Genomic DNA, 19695 nt, shown 5'->3' with positions numbered 1-19695 from the left:
CGGTGTCTACTCCCTCGGGGACCAGCGGGTGGTGACTTGCGGGACGGGCGCGGCGTCAGGAGATCCCGAACTCCGAACCCAGGAACTCGAACATCTCGTCGTCGGAGGCCGTGTCCAGGTCGGGTGCGTCGCGCGGCGCGCCGTCGCAGCGGGCGGCGAGCGCGCGGAGCCGTTCGGCGACCCGGCCCCGGGCGGCCGGTTCGCCCGGCCCGAGGTCGGCCAGCGCCTTCTCCAGCCGGTCGACCTCGGCGAGCAGCCGGTCGTCCGGGCTCGTCTCGGCGACGGCGGGCAGCAGCAGGGCGCGCAGCCGGTCGGCGAGCGCGGCCGGTGACGGGTAGTCGAAGACGACCGTGCGGGCCAGGTCGAGCCCGGTGGCGGCGGCGAGCCGGTTGCGGAACTCGACCGCGGTCAGCGAGTCGAACCCCAGGTCGGTGAACGCCTGCTCGGCGGCCACGTCGTCCGCGCCCCCGTACCCGAGGACGGCCGCCACGACCCCGCGCACGAGCCGGGTCAGGGTGGACGCCCGTTCGGGTTCGGACATGTCCGCGAGGCGCGCGGTGAGGTCGTCGGCGTGCTCGGGCTCCCCGTCCGCGGAGGTCGGGGAGGTCGCGGGCCGAGCCGTCGGGATGGCGTCGAACAGGCGGGTCGGCCGCACGGCGCCGATGCCCGGCCCGTAGACCGACCAGTCGACGTCGGCGAGCGTCAGCGTCGTGTCGCCCAGGCGCAGGGCCTGGTTGAGCGCGGCGACGCCGAGCGCGGGGGCGATGGGCGTGACGCCCGCGCGGCGCATCCACGCCTCCACGGCCGGGTCTGCGCCCATGCCCGCCTCGCCCCACGGCGACCACGACACCGACAGCGCTGCCAGGCCCTGGTCCCGGCGGTGCTCGGCGAGGGCGTCGAGCAGCGCGTTCGCGGCGGCGTAGCTGCCCTGCGCGCCCGCGCCGAGGCTGCCCGCGATGGACGCGCACAGCACGAACCGGGTCAGGTCGAGGTGCGCGGTGAGGGTGTGCAGGTGCCAGGCGGCGACGGACTTCGCCGCGAGCATCGAGGCCAGCCGCTCGGGGGTGAGGTCGTCCAGCATGCCGTCGTCCAGCACACCGGCCGCGTGCACGACGCCGGTCAGCTCGGGCAGGTCGGCGACCAGGCGGGCCAGGGCGTCGCGGTCGGCGGCGTCGCAGGCCACCACGTCCACCCGCGCGCCCAGTTCGACCAGGTCGGCGCGCAGCCGTTCGGCGCCGGGCGAGTCGATCCCGCGCCTGCTGGTCAGCACGAGGTGCGGCACGCCGGTGCGGGCCAGGTCGCGGGCGATCCAACCGCCGAGCGCCCCGGTGCCGCCGGTGATCAGGACGGTGCCGTCGGCGGCCGGGTCGACGCCGCCGGGACCGCCGGGGGCGGCGACGAGCCGGCGCGCGTGCGCGCCGTCGCCGCGCAGGGCCACCTGGTCCTCGTCGGCCGGTCCGGTGAGCAGGTCGGCCAGCCGGCCCGCGGTGGCGGGGTCGACCTCGTCGGGCAGGTCGACCAGGCCGCCCCAGCGGTCGGGGTGCTCCAGCGCGACGCCGCGACCGAGGCCCCACACGCCCGCCTGGGCGGGTGCGCGGAGGGTTTCGCCGGAGTTGATCGCCACCGCGCCCCTGGTGAGGCACCACAGGGGCGCGGTGGAGCCGGTGTCGCCCAGCGCCTGGACGAGCGCGACGGTCGCGCCGACGCCGGCGGGGTCGGCGGGCGGGCCGTCGTCGGCCGCGCCGAGCAGCGAGATCACGCCGCGCAGGTCGTGGTGACCGCGCACGGCCTCGGCCAGCCCGGCACGGGTCGCGTCGCCGACCTCCAGCACCTCCACCGCGCCCAGGGCGGCCAGCGCGGCGTCCGCCCACTCCCGGTCGAGGCCGGTCGGCGCCATGGCCAGCCAGCGGCCCGAGCGGTCGGTCGGCGTCGGGTCGGGCAGCCGGGTCCAGGTGATCCGGTAGCGGCTGCGGTCGGCGGCGGCGCGGTCGCGGGACCGGTCGCGGAAGGCGGTCAAGGCGGGCAGGACGGCGGCCACGGCCTGCGGGTCGACGCCCAGGGCGGTGGCCGGGTCGTCGGCGGTGAGGGCGGTCCACCAGTCGTCGGTCGCCGGCTGCCGCTGCTCGGCGGGTTCGGGCCAGAAGCTCTTGTGCTGGAACGGGTAGGTCGGCAGGTCCACCGGACGCGCGCCCAGGTCCGCGAACACGCCGTCCCAGTCCAGTGGCACGCCGCGCACGTGCAGGGCGGCCAGCGCCGACGCGGCGGCGACGTCCTCCGCGCGGTCGCGGCGCAGCAGCGGCACGGCCGGCCTGTCGGTGGCCTCGCCCGCGAGCGCGGCCAGCGCGCCGTCCGGGCCCAGTTCCAGGAACACGTCGACCCCGAGGTCGGCGGCGGCGGTCCGGACGGCGTCGGCGAAGCGCACGGTGGCGCGCGCCTGCCCGGCCCAGTACGCCGCGCCGCCCCAGTCGTCCCCGGCGACCAGGCCGGTCACCGTGGACACGACGGGCACGGCGGGCCGCCCGGTCACGACGTCGCGCGCCGCCCGGTCCAGGTCCTCCACCACGGTGTCCATACGAGGTGAGTGAAATGCGTGCGAGACCGGCAAACGCCTAGACTTTCGGCCGGACCCGGCGAACCGGGCCGCGATCGCGCCCACCCCGTCCTCGTCGCCCGCCACGACGACCGAGCGCGGCCCGTTCACGGCGGCGATCGACACACCGGCCGTGAGCAGCGACGACACCTCGTCCTCGGTCGCCTCGACTGCGATCATCGCCCCACCGGGCGGCAACGCGCCCATCAGCGCGCCGCGGGCGACGACGAGGGCGCACGCGTCCGCCAGGGACAGCACGCCGGCGACGTGCGCGGCGGCCAGCTCGCCGATCGAGTGGCCGACCAGGGCGACCGGCCGCAGGCCCCACGACTCGACCAGGCGGAACAGCGCGACCTCGACCGCGAACAGGGCGGGCTGGGTGAACTCGGTGCGGTCGAGCAGGTCCGCCTCCGGGGTGCCGGGCTCGGCGAACAGGACCGGCCGCAACGGGCGCGCGAGCCCGCGGTCCAGGTGCGCGAGCACGTCGTCCAGCGCGGCGGCGAACACCGGGTACGCCGCCGCCAGCCCGCGTCCCATGCCCGGCCGCTGCGCGCCCTGCCCGGAGAACAGCAGGCCCACGCGCGCGGGCGCGGACGCGACGCCGTCCAGCGACGGCTCACCGGCGGCGAGCGCGGTGAGGTCCCTGACCAGCGCTTCGGCGTCGCCGGAGACGGCGGCGCGGTGGTCGAACGCGGCGCGTCCCACCGCGAGCGCGCGGGCGACGTCGTGCGGGTGCACGTCCGCGTCGCGCAGCCGGGCGGCGAGCCGGGCGGCCTGGTCGCGCAGCGCGGCGGGCGTGCGGGCGGACAGCACCCACGGCACGGCCCGACGCGGTCCGCGCGGCGGCGGCGGTGCGGCCGGGGCCTGCTCGATGACGACGTGCGCGTTCGTCCCGCTCACCCCGAACGACGACACACCCGCGCGGCGCGGCGCCCCGGTCCCCGGCCACGGCCGGGGTTCGGTCAGCAGTTCCACCGACCCTGCGGTCCAGTCGACGTGCGTGGTGGGCGTGCCCACGTGCAGGGTCTTCGGCACGGTGCCGTGCCGCATGGACTGGACGACCTTGATGATCCCGGCGACGCCGGCGGCCGACTGCGAGTGCCCGAGGTTGGACTTGAGCGAGCCGAGCAGCAGGGGGCGGTCGCGGTCCTGGCCGTAGGTCGCCAGCAGGGCCTGCGCCTCGATCGGGTCGCCGAGCGTCGTGCCGGTGCCGTGCGCCTCGACCACGTCCACGTCGGACGGCGTGAGGCCCGCGTTGGCCAGCGCCTGCCGGATCACGCGCTGCTGCGACGGGCCGTTGGGCGCGGTCAGGCCGTTGGACGCGCCGTCCTGGTTGACCGCGCTGCCCTTCACGACGGCCAGCACCTCGTGGCCGTTGCGGCGGGCGTCGGAGAGCCGTTCGAGCACCAGCACGCCGACGCCCTCGGACCAGCCGGTGCCGTCGGCGGCGTCGGAGAACGCCTTGCAGCGGCCGTCCGGCGCGAGCCCGCCCTGCGTGCTGAAGTCGATGAACGCGGCCGGCGTCGTCATCAGCAGCACGCCGCCCGCCAGCGCCAGGTCGCACTCGCCCGAGCGCAGCGACTGCGCGGCCAGGTGCAGGGCGACCAGCGACGACGAGCACGCGGTGTCCACCGACACCGCCGGGCCTTCGAGGCCGAGCAGGTAGGCGACCCGGCCGGACAGCACGCTGGTGGCGTTGCCCAGGCCGACGTGGGCGAGCACGTCCGCGCCGGAACCGGCCAGCAGCTGCGGGTAGTCGTGCACGTTGTTGCCCGCGAACACGCCGGTCGCCGTCCCGGCCAGGGACCTCGGGTCGATGCCCGCGCGCTCCAGCGACTCCCAGGCGACCTCCAGCAGCAGCCGCTGCTGCGGGTCCATCGCCAGCGCCTCGCGCGGCGAGATCCCGAAGAACGCCGCGTCGAACCGGTCGACGCCCGCGACGAACCCGCCGTGCCGGGTGGACGAACCGCCGCCGTCGAACAGGCCGGCCAGGTCCCAACCGCGGTCGGTGGGGAACCCGGTGATCCCGTCCCGCCCGTCCGCGACCAGCCGCCACAGGTCGTCCGGCGACGCGATGCCGCCCGGGTAGCGGCACCCCATGCCGACGATCACGACCGGGTCGTCCGCGGTGGGCGTCGTCGGGCGGACCTCGCGCGTCCCTTCGGCGCCGGACAGGTGCGCGGCCAGGGCTTCGGGCGTGGGGTGGTCGAAGACCAGGGTCGCCGGGAGCGGGCGGCCGAGGTCGGCGGCGAGCGCGGTGCGCAGTTCGACGGCGGTGAGGGAGTCGAAGCCCATGGCCTGGAACGTGCGGCGCGGGTCGACCGCGTCCGGCGTGCTGTGGCCGAGGACGTCCGCGACCCTGGCCCGGACCAACCGGACGAGGTCCGCCGTGGGCGGCGCTTCGGCGCGGGGGCCGGTGCGGGGCTCGGTGCGGGGCCTGGCGCGCGCGGCCGGGATCGTGGCGAGCAGGGCGTTCGGGCGGGGCAGGACGGCGGCGTACCGGGCCCAGTCCACGTCCACGACGACCCGGCCGCCGGTGCGGTCGAGCGCGGCCAGGGCGTCGGCGGGGTCGAGGACCGCCATGCCGGCCCGGCGCATCCGCTCCCGGGCCGCGTCGCCGACGCCCGCCCACGGGGACCAGGTCACCAGAGCGTCGGGGGCGACGGCTCCGGCGAGCGCGCCGACCGCGGCGTCGAGTGCCTGGCCGGGCGCGCCGAGCAGGGCGGCGAGGGGTGCGGTGACGACGAACTCGGACGCGCCCGCGGCCAGGGTGGCGGCGGTGCGGAGGCAGGCGGTGGCGTGGGCGAGGGTGGTGGTGGTCGTGGCGGGGTCGAGGTTGTCGAGGACGCCGTCGGTGGTGGTGCGGACGGCGTGGAAGACGCCGGTGAACGGGCCGAGTTCGGCGAGGGTGGCGAGGGCGGTCTCGTCGGCCAGGTCGCACGTGACGACGGTGACCTCGGCGCCGTGCTGTTCCAGCTCGGCGACCAGGTCGGCGGTGGGATCGGCGGTCGGGTCGGCGGCCGGCGCGGCGACCGACGTGGCAGTGGTGTCGTGGTTGCGGACCAGGACTACGTGGCGGGCGTGGGAGGCGCGGCGGGCGAGGTGTTGGCCGATCGCGCCCGTGCCGCCGGTGACGAGGACCGTGCCGTGCTCCCGCTTCCCGGTCGGCTCGGAATCCGCGGGCACGAGTCGGCGTGCGTGCACGCGGTCGCCGCGCAGCGCCGCCTGGTCCTCCCCGGCGGCCAGCACGGCGGCCAGGCGGCGGGGGTTCTCCCCCACCGCCAGGTCGACGATCCCGCCCCAGCGGTCCGGGTGCTCGACCGCGGCGACGGCGGCGAGGCCCCACAGGGCGGCCTGGGCCGGGTCGGCGGCCGGGTCGCCGGGCAGGGCGACCGCGCCCCGCGTGACGCACCAGACCGGAGCCGTGCTGCCCACGTCCCCCAGCCCCTGGAGCACCGCCAGGAACTCGGCCGCACCACCGGTCACGACCACGCCGGCCGGACGGCGCTCCCCCACCAGCGCGGCCACCGCCGCCCGGTCCGCGCCGCCGTCGAGGTGGTCGGCGCCGAGGTGGGTGGCGAGACCGGCGTCCGGGCCGATCACCAGCCACGAACCCCTCAGCACTCCGTCGACCTCGCGCGGCACCCACTCGACCTCGTGGCCGAGGCCGGGAGCGGGTTGGTCGAGCGGGTCCGGCCAAAAGCGCTCCCGCTGGAACCGGTAGGTCGGCAGGTCGACGTGCGCGCCCCTGCCGTGCAACGCCGCCCAGTCGACGCGCACCCCCGCCACGTGCAGCCGCGCCAGCGCGCCGACGACGGCCTGCTCCTCGTCGCGGTTCCTGCGCAGCAACGGCACGGCCCCCGGCGCGGCGGCGCTCAACGTCGAGTCCGGGCCGACCTCCACCAGCACGCACTCGTCACCGGTCACGGCCGCGCGCACCGCGTCGGCGAACCGCACCGGTTCGACGGCTTGCCGCACCCAGTACTCGGCGTTCGCCACGTCGGCCACCGCGCCGGTCACCGACGACACCACCGGGATCGACGGCACGCCGAACGACACCCCGTCGAACGCCGCCCGGAACCCCTCCAGCACCGGCTCCATCAGGGGCGAGTGGAAGGCGTGCGACACCGACAGCCTGCGCGTCCGGTGGCCCTGCTCGGCCAACTCCGACGCGGCGGCCAGCACCGCCGACTCCTCACCGGACAGCACCACCGCGCGCGGACCGTTCACCGCCGCCAACGCGACGACGTCGTCCAGGTAGGGCGAAACCTCGTCCTCGGACGCCTGCACCGCCACCATCGCGCCGCCGACCGGCAACGCCGCCATCAACCGGCCACGCGCCACCACCAGGCGACAGGCGTCCTCCAGGCTGAACACACCCGACACGTGGGCCGCCGCGAACTCACCCACCGAGTGACCGACCAGGGAATCCGGCCGGACGCCCCACGACTCCAGCAGCCGGAACAGGGCCACCTCGACCGCGAACAGCGCGGGCTGCACCGAAGCCGTGTCGGCCTCACCCGCCGCCAGCACCTCGCGCAGCGAACGACCCAGCAACGGGTCCACGATCGCAGCGATCTCGTCCAACGCCTCCTCGAACACCGGGAACCGGGCCGCCAGCCCCAACCCCATGCCCGCCCGCTGCGAACCCTGCCCCGCGAACAGGAACACCACGCCGGGATCGACGGCGGCCGTCCCGGTGATCGCCCCCGGCGCCGCGCCTTCGGCCAGCCACCCGCTCAACGCCGCCCGCCGTGCCGCCGCGTCCTCCCCCACCAGCGCCAACCGGTGTTCGAACGCCGCACGGCCGGTCGTCAGCGCGCGGGCGACGTCCGCGTCCCGCACACCGCCGGCCGAGTCCAGGAACCCGGCCAGCGCCGTCGCCTGGGCCCGCAACGCCGCCGGGGTGCGGCCCGACAGCACGAAAGGCAGGTCCCGGTCAGGCACCCCGACAGGTGAGTCCTCAGTGGACGGGTCCTCGGCGGGCGGGGCCTCCTCCAGCACCACGTGCGCGTTGGTCCCGCTGAACCCGAACGACGACACCGCCCCCCGCCTGGCCCGGTCACCGCGCGGCCACGCCTGTTCGGCGTCCAGCAGCGACACCGCGCCGGCCGACCAGTCGACGTGCGGCGTCGGCGTGCCGACGTGCAGGGTGCGCGGCAGCAGCTCGTGCCGCAGCGCCTGCACGACCTTGATCACCCCGGCCACACCGGCCGCCGCCTGGGCGTGGCCGATGTTGGACTTCACCGAACCCAGCCGCACGGGCGTCTCGCGGCCCTGGCCGTAGGTGGCGAGCAGGGCCTGCGCCTCGATCGGGTCGCCCAGCGACGTGCCGGTGCCGTGCGCCTCCACCAGGTCCACGTCGGACGGCGCGAGGCCGGCGTCCTCCAGCGCCGCCCGGATCACCCGCTGCTGCGCCGGCCCGTTGGGCACGGTCAGCCCGCTGGTCGCGCCGTCCGAGTTGACCGCCGTCCCGCGCACGACCGCCAGCACCGGGTGCCCGAGCGACCGCGCCACCGACAGCCGGGCCAGCACCAGCACGCCGACGCCCTCGGCCCAGCTGGTGCCGTCGGCGTCGGCGGAGAACGCCTTGCACCGCCCGTCGCCCGCGATGCCGCCCTGCCGGTCGAACTCGCCGAACACCTCGGGCGCGGCGACGACCGCGACACCGCCCGCCAGCGCCAGGTCGCACTCGCCGCCGCGCAGCGCCCGCACCGCCAGGTGCAGCGCCACCAGCGACGACGAGCACGCCGTGTCGACCGTGACGGTGGGCCCGTGCAGGCCGAGCACGTAGGAGATCCGCCCGGACAGCACGCTCGCGGTGTTGCCGGTGCTGACGTGCCCCTCGTCGCGCTGCGCCGACCCGCGCAGCAGCTCCGGGTAGGACTGGCCGCTGGTGCCGACGAACACCCCGGTCCGCGACCCGCGCAGCGACGACGGGTCGATCCCGGCGTGCTCGACCGCCTCCCACGTCGTCTCCAGCAGCAACCGCTGCTGCGGGTCCATGGTCACGGCCTCGCGCGGCGGGATGCCGAAGAAGTCGGCGTCGAACAGGTCGACGCCGTCGAGGAACCCGCCGCGCCACCGCCGGTGCGCGGCGGGCCAGCCCCGGTCGGCCGGGACCGCCGCGGTGGCGTCCGCGCCGGACGCCACCAGGTCCCAGAACGCGGCGGGCCCGGCCGCGCCCGGGAAGCGGCAGCCGATGCCGACGACAGCCACCGGCTCCACGGCCCGCGACCGCACCTCGTCGAGCCTGGTCCTGGTGCGGTGCAGGTCGGCGGTGACCCGCTTCAGGTAGTCACGGAGCTGGTTCTCGCTGGCCATCGGGGTCCCTCTCGCGGTCGGGCGTCACGTACCGCGCAGCTCGCGGTCGATGAACTCGAAGATCTCGTCGTCGCTGGCGTCGTCGATCACGTCGACGAAGCCGGCGCCGGTGGCGGGCGCGGGCGCCAGCTGGTCGAGCAGGGCGCGCAACCGCTCGGCCACCTCGTCGCGCGCCGCCTCGGGCAGGCCGCCGGACACGGCGGCCTCCAGGGCGGCGAGGTCGGCCAGGTGCGCGTCCGGCACGGCCTCGAACCCGGGTTCCAGCAGCGACAGCAGGTGCGCGGCCAGGGCGGTCGGGGTCGGGTGGTCGAACACGGTGGTCGCGGCCAGCCGCAGCCCGGTCGCGCCGTTGACGCGGTTGCGCAGCTCCACCACGGTCAGCGAGTCGAACCCGAGGTCGGTGAAGCCGCGGTCGGCCTCCACGACGTCGGCGGACCGGTGCCCGAGCACGGCGGCCACCTGCTCGCGCACGAACCGGACCAGGGCGCGCCTGCGCTCGCCGGGCGTCAACCCGGCCAGCCGGTCCACGAAGGACGCCGCGTCCAGCGCCTCGGTCGCGGCGGCCCGGCGGGCGGTCCCCGCGACCAGGCCGCTCAGCAGCGGCGGCAGGTCGGCGTTGGCGCGCAACCCGGCCTGGTCGAACCGCACCGGCAGCGGCGCCGGGTCGGCGGCGGCCAGCGCGGCGTCGAACAGGGCGTGCCCGTCGGCCCACGACAGCGGCCGGGTGCCGGAGCGGCCCGCCGCGCCGCCGAGGGTCGCGGTCATGCCCGCCTCGGCCGTCCAGGGTCCCCAGCGCAGCGACTGGCCGGGCAGTCCGCGGGCCCGGCGGTGCTGGGCGAGGGCGTCGAGGAACGCGTTGGCGGCGGCGTAGCTGCCCTGACCGGGTCCGCCGACCGTGCCGACGACGGACGAGTAGGTGACGAACGCGGCGAGGTCGGCGTCCCGGGTGAGCCGGTCGAGGACGAGCGCCGCGTCCGCCTTCGCCCGCAGCACGGTCGCCAGCCGCTCCGGGGTGAGCGCGGACAGCACGCCGTCGTCCAGCACGCCCGCCGCGTGCACCACGGCGGTCAGCGGGTGCTCGGCGGGCACGGCGGCCAGCACGGCGGCCACCGCGTCCGGGTCGGCGACGTCGCACGCGACCACGTCCACCACCGCGCCGGCGGCGGTCAGGTCGGCGCGCAGCTCCGCCGCGCCGGGCGCGTCCGGTCCGCGCCTGCCGAGCAGCAGCAGCCGGGTCGCGCCGTGCTCGGCGACGAGGTGCCGGGCCAGCCGGGACCCGAGCGCGCCGGTGCCGCCGGTGATCAGCACGGTGCCGTCGGTCCGCCACGGCGCGGGCAGGGCGAGCACCACCTTGCCGGTGTGCTTGGCCTGGCTGACGTGCCGGAACGCCTCCGGCGCGCGGCGGACGTCCCAGGTCGTCGCGGGCAGCGGGCGCACGGCGTCGAGGGCGAGGAGTTCGGCGAACATCCGCCCGAGGCGGTCCGGCCCGGCCTCGACGGTGTCGAACGCGGTGTAGGTGATGCCGGGGTGGTCGGCGGGGTCGCGGACGTCGGACTTGCCCATCTCGGCGAACCGGCCGCCGGGCGCGAGCAGGGCCAGCGACGCGTCGGTGAACGCGCCCGCCAGCGAGTTCAGCACCACGTCGACGCCGCGCCCGCCGGTGGCCGCGCGGAACCGCTCCGCGAAGTCCAGGGTCCGCGACGACGCGATCCGCTCGTCCGGCACGCCCAGTTCGCGCAGCGCGGCCCACTTGCCGGGGCCGGCCGTGGCGTAGACCTCGGCCCCGAGGTGCCGGGCGAGGCGGATGGCGGCCATGCCGACACCGCCCGCGCCCGCGTGCACCAGCACCGACTCGCCCGGCTTGAGCCCCACCAGGTCGACCAGCGCGTAGTAGGCGGTCAGGTAGGCCATGGGCACGGTCGCCGCGTCGGTCCACGACCAGCCGTCCGGGACCTTCGCCACGGTGCGGCGGTCGGCCAGCGCGCGCGGCCCGTACGCGCCGGACAGCACGCCCATCACCCGGTCGCCGGGCACGAGGTCGGTGACGCCCGACCCGACCTCCAGCACCACGCCCGCGCCCTCGACACCGAGCGGGCCGGGTTCGGCGCCCGCCGCGAGGCCGAGCACGGACAGCACGTCCCGGAAGTTCACACCGGCCGCGCGCATCCCGATCAGCACCTCGCCGGGGCCGGGCGCGGGCACGTCCACCGGCACGGCCGCGATGCCGTCGACCGCGCCGGTGCCGGTCGCGTCGAGCCGCCAGCCCGTGCCGAGCCCGAGGCCGGGCGGGAGGGCGACGACGTCGCCGGGTGCGGGTCGGGCGATGCGCGGCGCGAGGAGTGCGCCCCGGCGCACGGCGGCTTGCGGCTCGCCGGACGCGACGGCGGCGGCCAGCAGCGCGTCGTCCGCGGTGCCGTCGTGGTCGAGGAGGAGGAACCGGCCCGGTTCCTCCCACTGGACCGAGCGCACCAGCCCCCAGACGGGGGCGGCCGGGAGCCCGGTCAGGGCGTCGGACGGGCTCGCCGCGACCGCGTCGCGGGTGAGCACCAGCAGCGGGACGGCGGCCAGCTCGTCGCGGGCCGCCCAGTCGCGCAGGGCCTCCAGCACGGTCGCGGTGACGCCCTCCTCGGCGGGGACCGGCAGCACGGCGAAGGCGGGCGCGGGCGCGCCGGCGGCGAGGTCGGCAGCGAGGGTCTCGGCATCAACCACGTGCCGCCCGGAGATGCCGAGGGTGGTGGAGGTGCTGGGAGCAGTGGAGTCGCCGGAAGCGGGGGCAGAGGCGGAAGCGGGGGCCGAAGCGGAGGTGAAGGCGGAGGTGAGGGCCGAAGCGGGGACGGGGGCGGAGGCCGAGGCAAGTACCACCAGGTCGACCGCATCGGCGCGCGCGACGTGTTGGGCGCTCCCAACGCTTTCGGCACTCCTGCCGCTCCCGGCACTCCCGGCACTCCCGGCGCTCCTGCCGCTTTCGGCGCTTTCGGCGCTTTCGGTGATCGCGATGCTTTCGGCGCCATTTTTACTAGCACCGCTAGCAAGCAGAGCGTCGCTAGATTTGCTAGCAGGTGTCTCGGCCGTCTCGACCGGGATCCAGAGCAGCGAGTGCGGGCCTTCGGCGCGGCCGCGCGGCGAGCCGGTGTCCGCCGGCCGCAGCACCAGCGCGCCGATCGTCGCCACCGGGGCCCCGGTGGCGTCGGCGACTGCCAGCGTCACCGAGTCCGGACCGGCCGAGGCGAGCCGCACCCGCAGCCTGCCCGCGCCCGTGGCGTGCAGCGCCACACCGCTCCACGAGAACGGCAGCTGCTTGGGGTCCGTGTCGGGGTGGGCGAACGACGTGGTGTGCAGCGCGGCGTCGAGCAGCGCCGGGTGCAAACCGAAACCCTCCGCCGCGCCCTGCTCGTGACCGGGCAGCACCACGTCGGCGAACACGTCGTCACCGCGCCGCCACACGGCGGTCAGCCCGCGGAACACCGGGCCGTAGTGGAAGTTGCGGTCGGCGTGGTGCTCGTAGAAGCCGTCGAGGTCCATCGGCTCGGCCCCGACCGGCGGCCACGGGCCGTCCAGCGCCTCGCCCGCCACCGCCTCCGGCGACAGCAGGCCGCCCGCGTACCGGGTCCACGGCGCGTCCTGGCCGTCCGGGCGCCCGAACACGGCCAGCGTGCGCGTCCCACCGCCGTCCGGCGGACCGACGACCACCTGCACCCGCACCGCGCCGTCCTCGGGCAGCAACAACGGCTGTTCGAGCGTCAGCTCGGCGACCCTCGGGCAGCCGACCTCGTCACCGGCCCGGAACGCCAGGTCGAGGAAACCGGTGCCGGGGAACAGGACCGTGTCACCGACCCGGTGGTCGGCCAGCCACGGGTGGGTGTGCCGGGACAGCCTGCCGGTCAGCAGCACTCCGTCCGAGTCCGGCAGCGGGGTCGCCGCGCCCACCAGCGCGTGCCCGGTGGCGTCGAGGCCGACCGTCCCCACCTCGTCGGCGGCGAACCTGGTCGGCCAGTACCGCTCGTGCCGGAACGCGTACGTGGGCAGCGCGACCCGGTTGCCGGGCATCACCGCCGCCCAGTCCACCGGGACGCCGCGGGTGTGCAGGCGGGCCAAGCCGGTGAGCAGGGCGGTGTCCTCGGCGGTGTCGCGGCGGGCCAGGGGCACGACCAGCACGTCCGGGCCGGCGGTGTCCTGGACGGCGGCGGACAGCGAGCCGTCGGGGCCGATCTCGACGACGGTGTCGACGTCGAGCGCGGCGACCGCGTCGGCGAAGCGCACCGGCTCGCGCACCTGGCGCACCCAGTAGTCCACTGCGGACATGTCGGACGGCTCGCCGGTCACCGTGGACACCAGCGGGATGGCGGGCGGCTCGAACGAGATACCGGCCAGTGCGGCGCGCAGGTCGTCCAGCACGGGCTCGACCAGCGGTGAGTGGAACGCGTGGCTGACCCGCAGCGGCCGGGTGCGGAACCCCGCCAGCCGACGACCGGCCTCGGCCACCGCGTCCGCCGGTCCGGCGACGACCACGGCATCCGGCGCGTTGACCGCGGCGACGACCACGCCGTCCGGCAGCAGCGGCGCCACCACGTCCTCGGGCACGCGCACCGACAGCATCGCGCCGCCGGCGGGCAGGGCGGCCATCAGCCGGGCCCGCGCCGAGACCAGGCGGCACGCGTCGTCCAGCGACAGCACGCCCGCGACGTGCGCGGCGGCGATCTCGCCGACCGAGTGCCCCACCAGCACGTCCGGCCGCACGCCCCACGACTCCAGCAGCCGGAACAGGGCCACCTCGAACGCGAACAGCGCCGGCTGCGCGACGCCGGTGTCGTCCGGGTCGCCCGACCGCACGTCCACGTCGAGCCGCGCGCACACCTCGTCGAACGCGGCGGCGAACACCGGGAACCGGACCAGCCCCGCGCCCATGCCGGTCCGCTGCGCGCCCTGGCCCGCGAACACGAACGCGGTCGTCGGCGCGCGATCGGCCCGGCCGACCAGCACGTCCGGCGCGGTCTCGCCGGCGGCGAGCGCGGCCAGGCCGTGCCGCAGCCCGGCCGGGTCCGCGCACACGACGGCGGCGCGGTGCTCCAGGTGCGCGCGGGTCGTGGCGGCCGAGAACGCCAGGTCGCCCAACGCGCGGGCGTCCACGTCCAGCCACCGCTCGGCCTGGGCCCGCAGCCCTTCAGAGGTGGCGGCCGACAGCAGCACCGGCACCGTGCCCGTCGCGGTCGTCGGGCGCGCCTCGGCGGGCGGGGCCTGTTCCACGATCACGTGCGCGTTGGTGCCGCTCGCGCCGAACGACGACACACCGGCCCGCCTCGGCCGACCGGTCTCCGGCCACGCCACGGCCTCGGTGACCAGCCGCACCGCGCCGGACGCCCAGTCGACGTGCGGGGACGGGCGGTCGACGTGCAGCGTGCCGGGCACCAGGCCGTGCCGCATCGCCTGCACGACCTTGATGATCCCGGCGACGCCGGCGGCGGCCTGGGCGTGCGCCATGTTCGACTTGATCGAGCCGAGGAGCAGCGGTTCCGCGCGCTCCGCGCCGTAGGTGGCCAGCACGGCCTGCGCCTCGATCGGGTCACCCAGCGTGGTGCCGGTGCCGTGCGCCTCCACCACGTCCACTTCGGACGGTCGCAGCCCGGCATCGGCCAGCGCCGCCCGGATCACCCGCTGCTGCGCGGGGCCGTTCGGCGCGGTGAGCCCGTTCGACGCGCCGTCCTGGTTCACCGCGGACCCGCGCACCACGGCCAGCACCTCGTGCCCGTTGCGCCGCGCGTCCGACAGCCGCTCCAGCACCAGGACGCCGACGCCCTCCGACCAGCCGGTGCCCTCGGCCGACTCGGCGAACGACCGGCACCGACCACCGGGGGCCATCCCGCCCTGCGCGGTGAACCCGGTGAACGCGGCGGGGGTGGACATGACCATGACGCCACCCGCGAGCGCCAGCGACGACTCCCCCGACCGCAGCGACCGGGCCGCCAGGTGCAACGCCACCAACGACGACGAGCACGCCGTGTCGATCGTCATCGCCGGGCCCTCCAGCCCGAGCACGTACGACACCCGACCGGACAGCACGCTGGCGACCGTGCCCGCCAGGTGGTGGCCCTGGAGGTCGGCGGGCGGCCGGTAGTCGGTGCCGACCGCGCCGACGAACACGCCGGTCGCCGAGCCGCGCAGCCCGACGGGGTCGACGCCCGCCTGCTCCAGCGCCTCCCACGACGTTTCGAGCAGCAGCCGCTGCTGCGGGTCCATCGACAGCGCCTCGCGCGGCGAGATGCCGAAGAAGCCGGCGTCGAAACCGGCCACGTCGTCCAGGAAACCGCCCTCGGCGGTGGCGCTGGAGGCGCCCAGGCCGGTGAGGTCCCAGCCCCGGTCGGTGGGGAACGGCGCGACGACGTCCCGCCCCTCGGCGACCAGCCGCCACAGCCCGTCGGCGTCCGCGACGCCACCGGGGTAGCGGCACGCCATGCCGACGATCACGATCGGGTCGGCCGCGGTGGAACCGCTCACGCCCGGGACGTCCACGTCGGCGGCGACCGGTCCGAGCAGGAGTTCCGCGACGTGCGCGGCCAGCGCCTCGGGCGTGGGGTGGTCGAACACGGCGGTCGCGGCGACCGGCGCGTCGGTGGCGGTCCGCAGCCGGTTGCGCAGCTCGACGGCGGTCAGCGAGTCGACGCCCAGCTCGCCGAACGCGCGCCGCGCGGGCACGTCGGCGGCGGACGGGTGGCCGAGCACGGCGGCGGCGGTGTCGCGCACCAGGTCGAGCAGTCGGCGCACGGCCCGGTCCCGCGGCAGGTCGCGCAGCTCGGCGGCCAACCCGGTGGCCGGTTCGGCGACGAGGTCCGCGCCGGCCCGCCGGAACGCCGCCAGCTCGCCGAACAGCGGGCTGGGCCGCTCGGCGGCGAACCAGGACGCGAACCGCTCCCAGCCGAAGTCGGCCACGACGAGCTGCGCGTGCCCACCGCCGAACACCGAGCCCAGCGCGTCGAGCGCCCGTTCCGGCGGCAGCGCGGGCAGCCCGCGCGAGGCCAGCGCGCCCGCCAGCCCGGCGCCGCGCCCGGCGGCCCACTCGGCCCACGCCACCGCGACCCCCGGCCGACCGGCCGCCCGGCGGCGCAGCACGACGGCTTCCGCCACCGCGTCCGCCGCCGCGGCGGCGGCCTGGCCCGGACCGCCGACCGCGCCCGCCAGGCCGCCGAAGACCACCAGCGGCACGTCCCCGGCCAACTCGTCCAGCACCGGGACACCGGCCGCGGCCGTGCGGACCGGTTCCAGCAGGCTCGCCTCGTCCAATGTGGACAGAGAGCCGTCGGTCACGTCGCGCGCGGCGTGCACCACGGCGGTCAGCGGCCGGTCGGCGGGGATCGCGGCGAGCGCGGCGGCCAGCGCCTCCCGGTCGGTGACCGAGCACGCCACCGGCGTCACGTCGGCCGCGCCCTCGTGCGCGCCCCGGGCGACGACGACGACGTGCTCCGCCCCGTGCTCCAGGACCCAGCGGACGACGTGCGACCCGACCGAGCCGGTGCCGCCGGTCACCAGGACCGTGCCGCTCAACCCCGGTGCGGCGACGCTGTCGGTGACCGGCACGAGCCGACGGCCGAGCAGACCGCCGGGGCGCACCGCCACCTGGTCCTCGGGCGCGTCGGGCAGCACGAGCTCGTCGCCGACCAGGTCGACCAGCCCGCCCCAGCGCTCCGGGTGCTCCAGCGCGGCCACCCGGCCCAGGCCCCACAGCGCCGCGTGGCCCGGGTTGGTCACCGGGTCGTCGTCACCGGTCGACACCGCGCCTCGCGTCACGCACCACAGCGGGGCCGACAGGCCGAGAACCCCCAGGGCGCGCAACAACGACGTCGTCAGCGCGACCCCCGTGGCCCCGTCGTCCGTGGCGGTCAGCGCCAGCACCCCGGCGGGCTCGACGCCGTCCAGCACCTGAGTGATCCGGGTCGCGGTGACGGCGGGGTCCTCGGACACCACGACCCGGACCACCGGGCCGTCCGGGAGCCAGGACTCCTGGTCGGGCACGGCGACCAGCCACGTGCCGTCGAGCGGGCGGCCGGGGCCGATCGGCGCCCACCCCGTGCGGAACCGGCCGCTCACGGCGGGCGCGGGCAGGTCGGGCCACAGCCGGGTGCGCTGGAACGGGTAGGTCGGCAGGTCGACCCGGCGCGCGCCGGGGAAGAACCCGGACCAGTCCACCGCGACCCCGGCGCAGAACGCCTCGCCCAGCGACAGCGTGAACCGGTCGAGCCCGCCGTCGTCGCGCCGCAGGGTGCCGACGGCGGCGACGGGCGCCCCGGCGGCCTCGGCCGTCCCCTGCACGGCGGCGGTGAGCACCGGGTGCGGCCCGACCTCGACGAACGCCCGGTGCCCCACCGCGACCAGGTCCCGCACGGCCCGCTCGAACCGCACGGTCTCGCGCAGGTTCGCGAACCAGTACCCGGCGTCGAGCCCGGCGGTGTCGAACCAGCCGCCGGTGCGGGTGGAGAAGAACGGCACCTGCCCGGTCACCGGCCGGACCGGCTCCAGCGCGGCGAGCAGGTCGGCGCGCACGGCGTCCACGTGCGCGGAGTGCGAGGCGTAGTCCACGGCGACCCGCCGCACCCGCGCGCCCTCGGCGGCCAGCGACCCGGCCAGCTCGTCCAGCGCCGCGGGCTCGCCGGACACCACGACCGCGGCGGGCCCGTTGACGGCGGCGATCGACAGCCCCGGCGCCAACCGGGGCGCCACCTCGGCCTCGGGCAGGGCCACCGACAGCATCCCGCCACGCCCGGACAGCGCCCGCCCGATCGCCCTCGCCCGCAACGCCACGACCCGCGCGCCGTCCGCCAGGGACAGCCCGCCGGCCACGCACGCCGCCGCGACCTCGCCCTGCGAGTGGCCGACGACGGCGGCCGGGTGGACGCCGTGCGCCTCCCACACCGCCGCCAGGGCGACCATCACCGCCCACGACACGGGCTGCACGACCTCGACGCGGTCCAGCGCGAGGCCGTCGCGCAGCACGTCCACCGGCGAGAAGTCCACGTGCGGGGCGAGCGCTTCGGCGCACTCCCCGATCCGGGCGGCGAACACCGGCGACTCGTCGAGCAGCCGCGCGCCCATGCCGACCCACTGCGCGCCCTGGCCGGGGAACACGAACACCGGCCCGGCCGCGTCGGCGTCGGCGACGCCCTCGGCGGTGGTGGCCGACGGGCGGCCGGCCGCCAGCGCGTCCAGGTCGGCGGGGTCGAGCAGCACGGCGCGGTGCGGCAGGGCCGTGCGGGTCGCGGTCAGCGAGAACGCCACGTCCACCGGCCGGTCGTCGCGGCCGGCCAGGTGGTCGCGCACCCGCGCGGCCTGCTCGCGCAGCGCTTCCCGGGACCGGGCCGACAGCACCCACGGCGTCCAGCCGGGAGCCGGGCCGGCGGGCTCGACCTCCGCCGGGGGCGCGGCTTCCACGACGACGTGCGCGTTGGTGCCGCTGACGCCGAACGACGACACGGCCGCGCGGCGCGGGGCGCCGGTCTCCGGCCAGGGCCGGGGCTCGGTGACCAGCTCGACCGCGCCGCTCGTCCAGTCCACCCGCCGCGACGGGGCGTCGGCGTGCAGGGTCGCGGGCACGGTGCCGTGCCGCATCGCCAGCACGAGCTTGATCAACCCGGCCACGCCGGACGCGGCCTGCGCGTGGCCGATGTTCGACTTCACCGAGCCCAGCAGCAACGGCCGCGCGCGGTCGCGCCCGTAGGTGGCCAGCAGCGCCTGCGCCTCGATCGGGTCGCCCAGCGACGTGCCGGTGCCGTGCGCCTCGACCACGTCCACGTCGGCCGCCGACAGGCCGGACGCCTTGAGCGCCTGCCGGATCACCCGCCGCTGCGCCGGGCCGCTCGGCGCGGTCAACCCGTTGGACGCGCCGTCGGAGTTCACCGCCGACCCGCGCAGCACCGCGAGCACCGGGTGGCCGTTGCGGCGCGCGTCGGACAGCTTCTCCAGCAGCACCAGGCCGACGCCCTCGGCCCAGCCGACGCCGTCCGCGCCCTCGGCGAACGCCTTGCACCGGCCGTCCGGCGCGACCGCGCCCTGCCGGCCGTAGAGCACGAACGCGGTCGGCTTGACCATGACCGTGACGCCGCCCGCGAGCGCCAGCGAGCACTCGCCCGACCGCACCGCCTGCGCGGCCAGGTGGATCGCGACCAGCGACGACGAGCAGGCCGTGTCCACGGTGACCGACGGGCCCTCCAGCCCGAACGTGTAGGACAGCCGGCCGGACACCACGCTGGCCGCGTTGCCGGTGCCCGCGTGCGGGCTGCCGTCCTCGCCGACCGCCGCCAGCAGGTCCAGGTACTCCTGGCCGTTCGTGCCGACGAACACGCCGGTGCGGCTGCCGTGCAGGGCGGTCGCGTCCAGCCCGGCCCGTTCGAACGCCTCCCAGGACGTCTCCAGCAGCAGCCGCTGCTGCGGGTCCATGGCCAGCGCCTCGCGCGGGGTGAGCCCGAAGAACGCCGGGTCGAAGTCGGCGACCCCGGACACGAACCCGCCCTCGCGGGTCGGCCCGACCGCCAGGTCCGCCGGGTCCCAGCCCCGGTCGCCCGGCAGCGGCCCCACCGCGTCCACGCCGCCCGCCACCAGGTCCCACAGCTGCTCGGGCGAGGTGACGCCGCCGGGGAACCGGCAGCTCATGGCCACCACGGCGACCGGCTCGGCGCGACCGGAGGCCAGCCGCCGGTTGAGCTTGCGCAGCCGCTCGTTCTCCTTCATCGACGCCCGGAACGCCTCGATGACCTGGTCGGTGGAGTGGGACATGGGTCTCCGCTTCGGGGTCGGTT

At 77.2% G+C, this 19695-nt stretch carries 2 protein-coding genes; both read right to left on the bottom strand.

Annotated features, from left to right (window positions below):
• Positions 1–55 precede the first annotated feature (55 nt).
• Positions 56–8914 carry a type I polyketide synthase gene (locus AB0F89_RS22510; protein ID WP_367127520.1) on the bottom strand — a complete coding sequence of 2953 codons (8859 nt, stop codon included), beginning with the start codon at positions 8912–8914 and terminating at the stop codon, positions 56–58.
• Between the two features lie 24 nt (positions 8915–8938).
• Positions 8939–19672: an SDR family NAD(P)-dependent oxidoreductase gene (locus AB0F89_RS22505; protein ID WP_367127519.1), complete on the bottom strand. Its 10734-nt coding sequence runs from the start codon at positions 19670–19672 to the stop codon at positions 8939–8941.
• Between the last annotated feature and the right edge of the window lie 23 nt (positions 19673–19695).

This window comes from Saccharothrix sp. HUAS TT1, assembly GCF_040744945.1.
Lineage (GTDB): Bacteria > Actinomycetota > Actinomycetes > Mycobacteriales > Pseudonocardiaceae > Actinosynnema.
The sequence above is the reverse complement of the archived record's forward strand: the minus strand, read 5'-3'. Positions and strand labels throughout refer to the sequence as shown.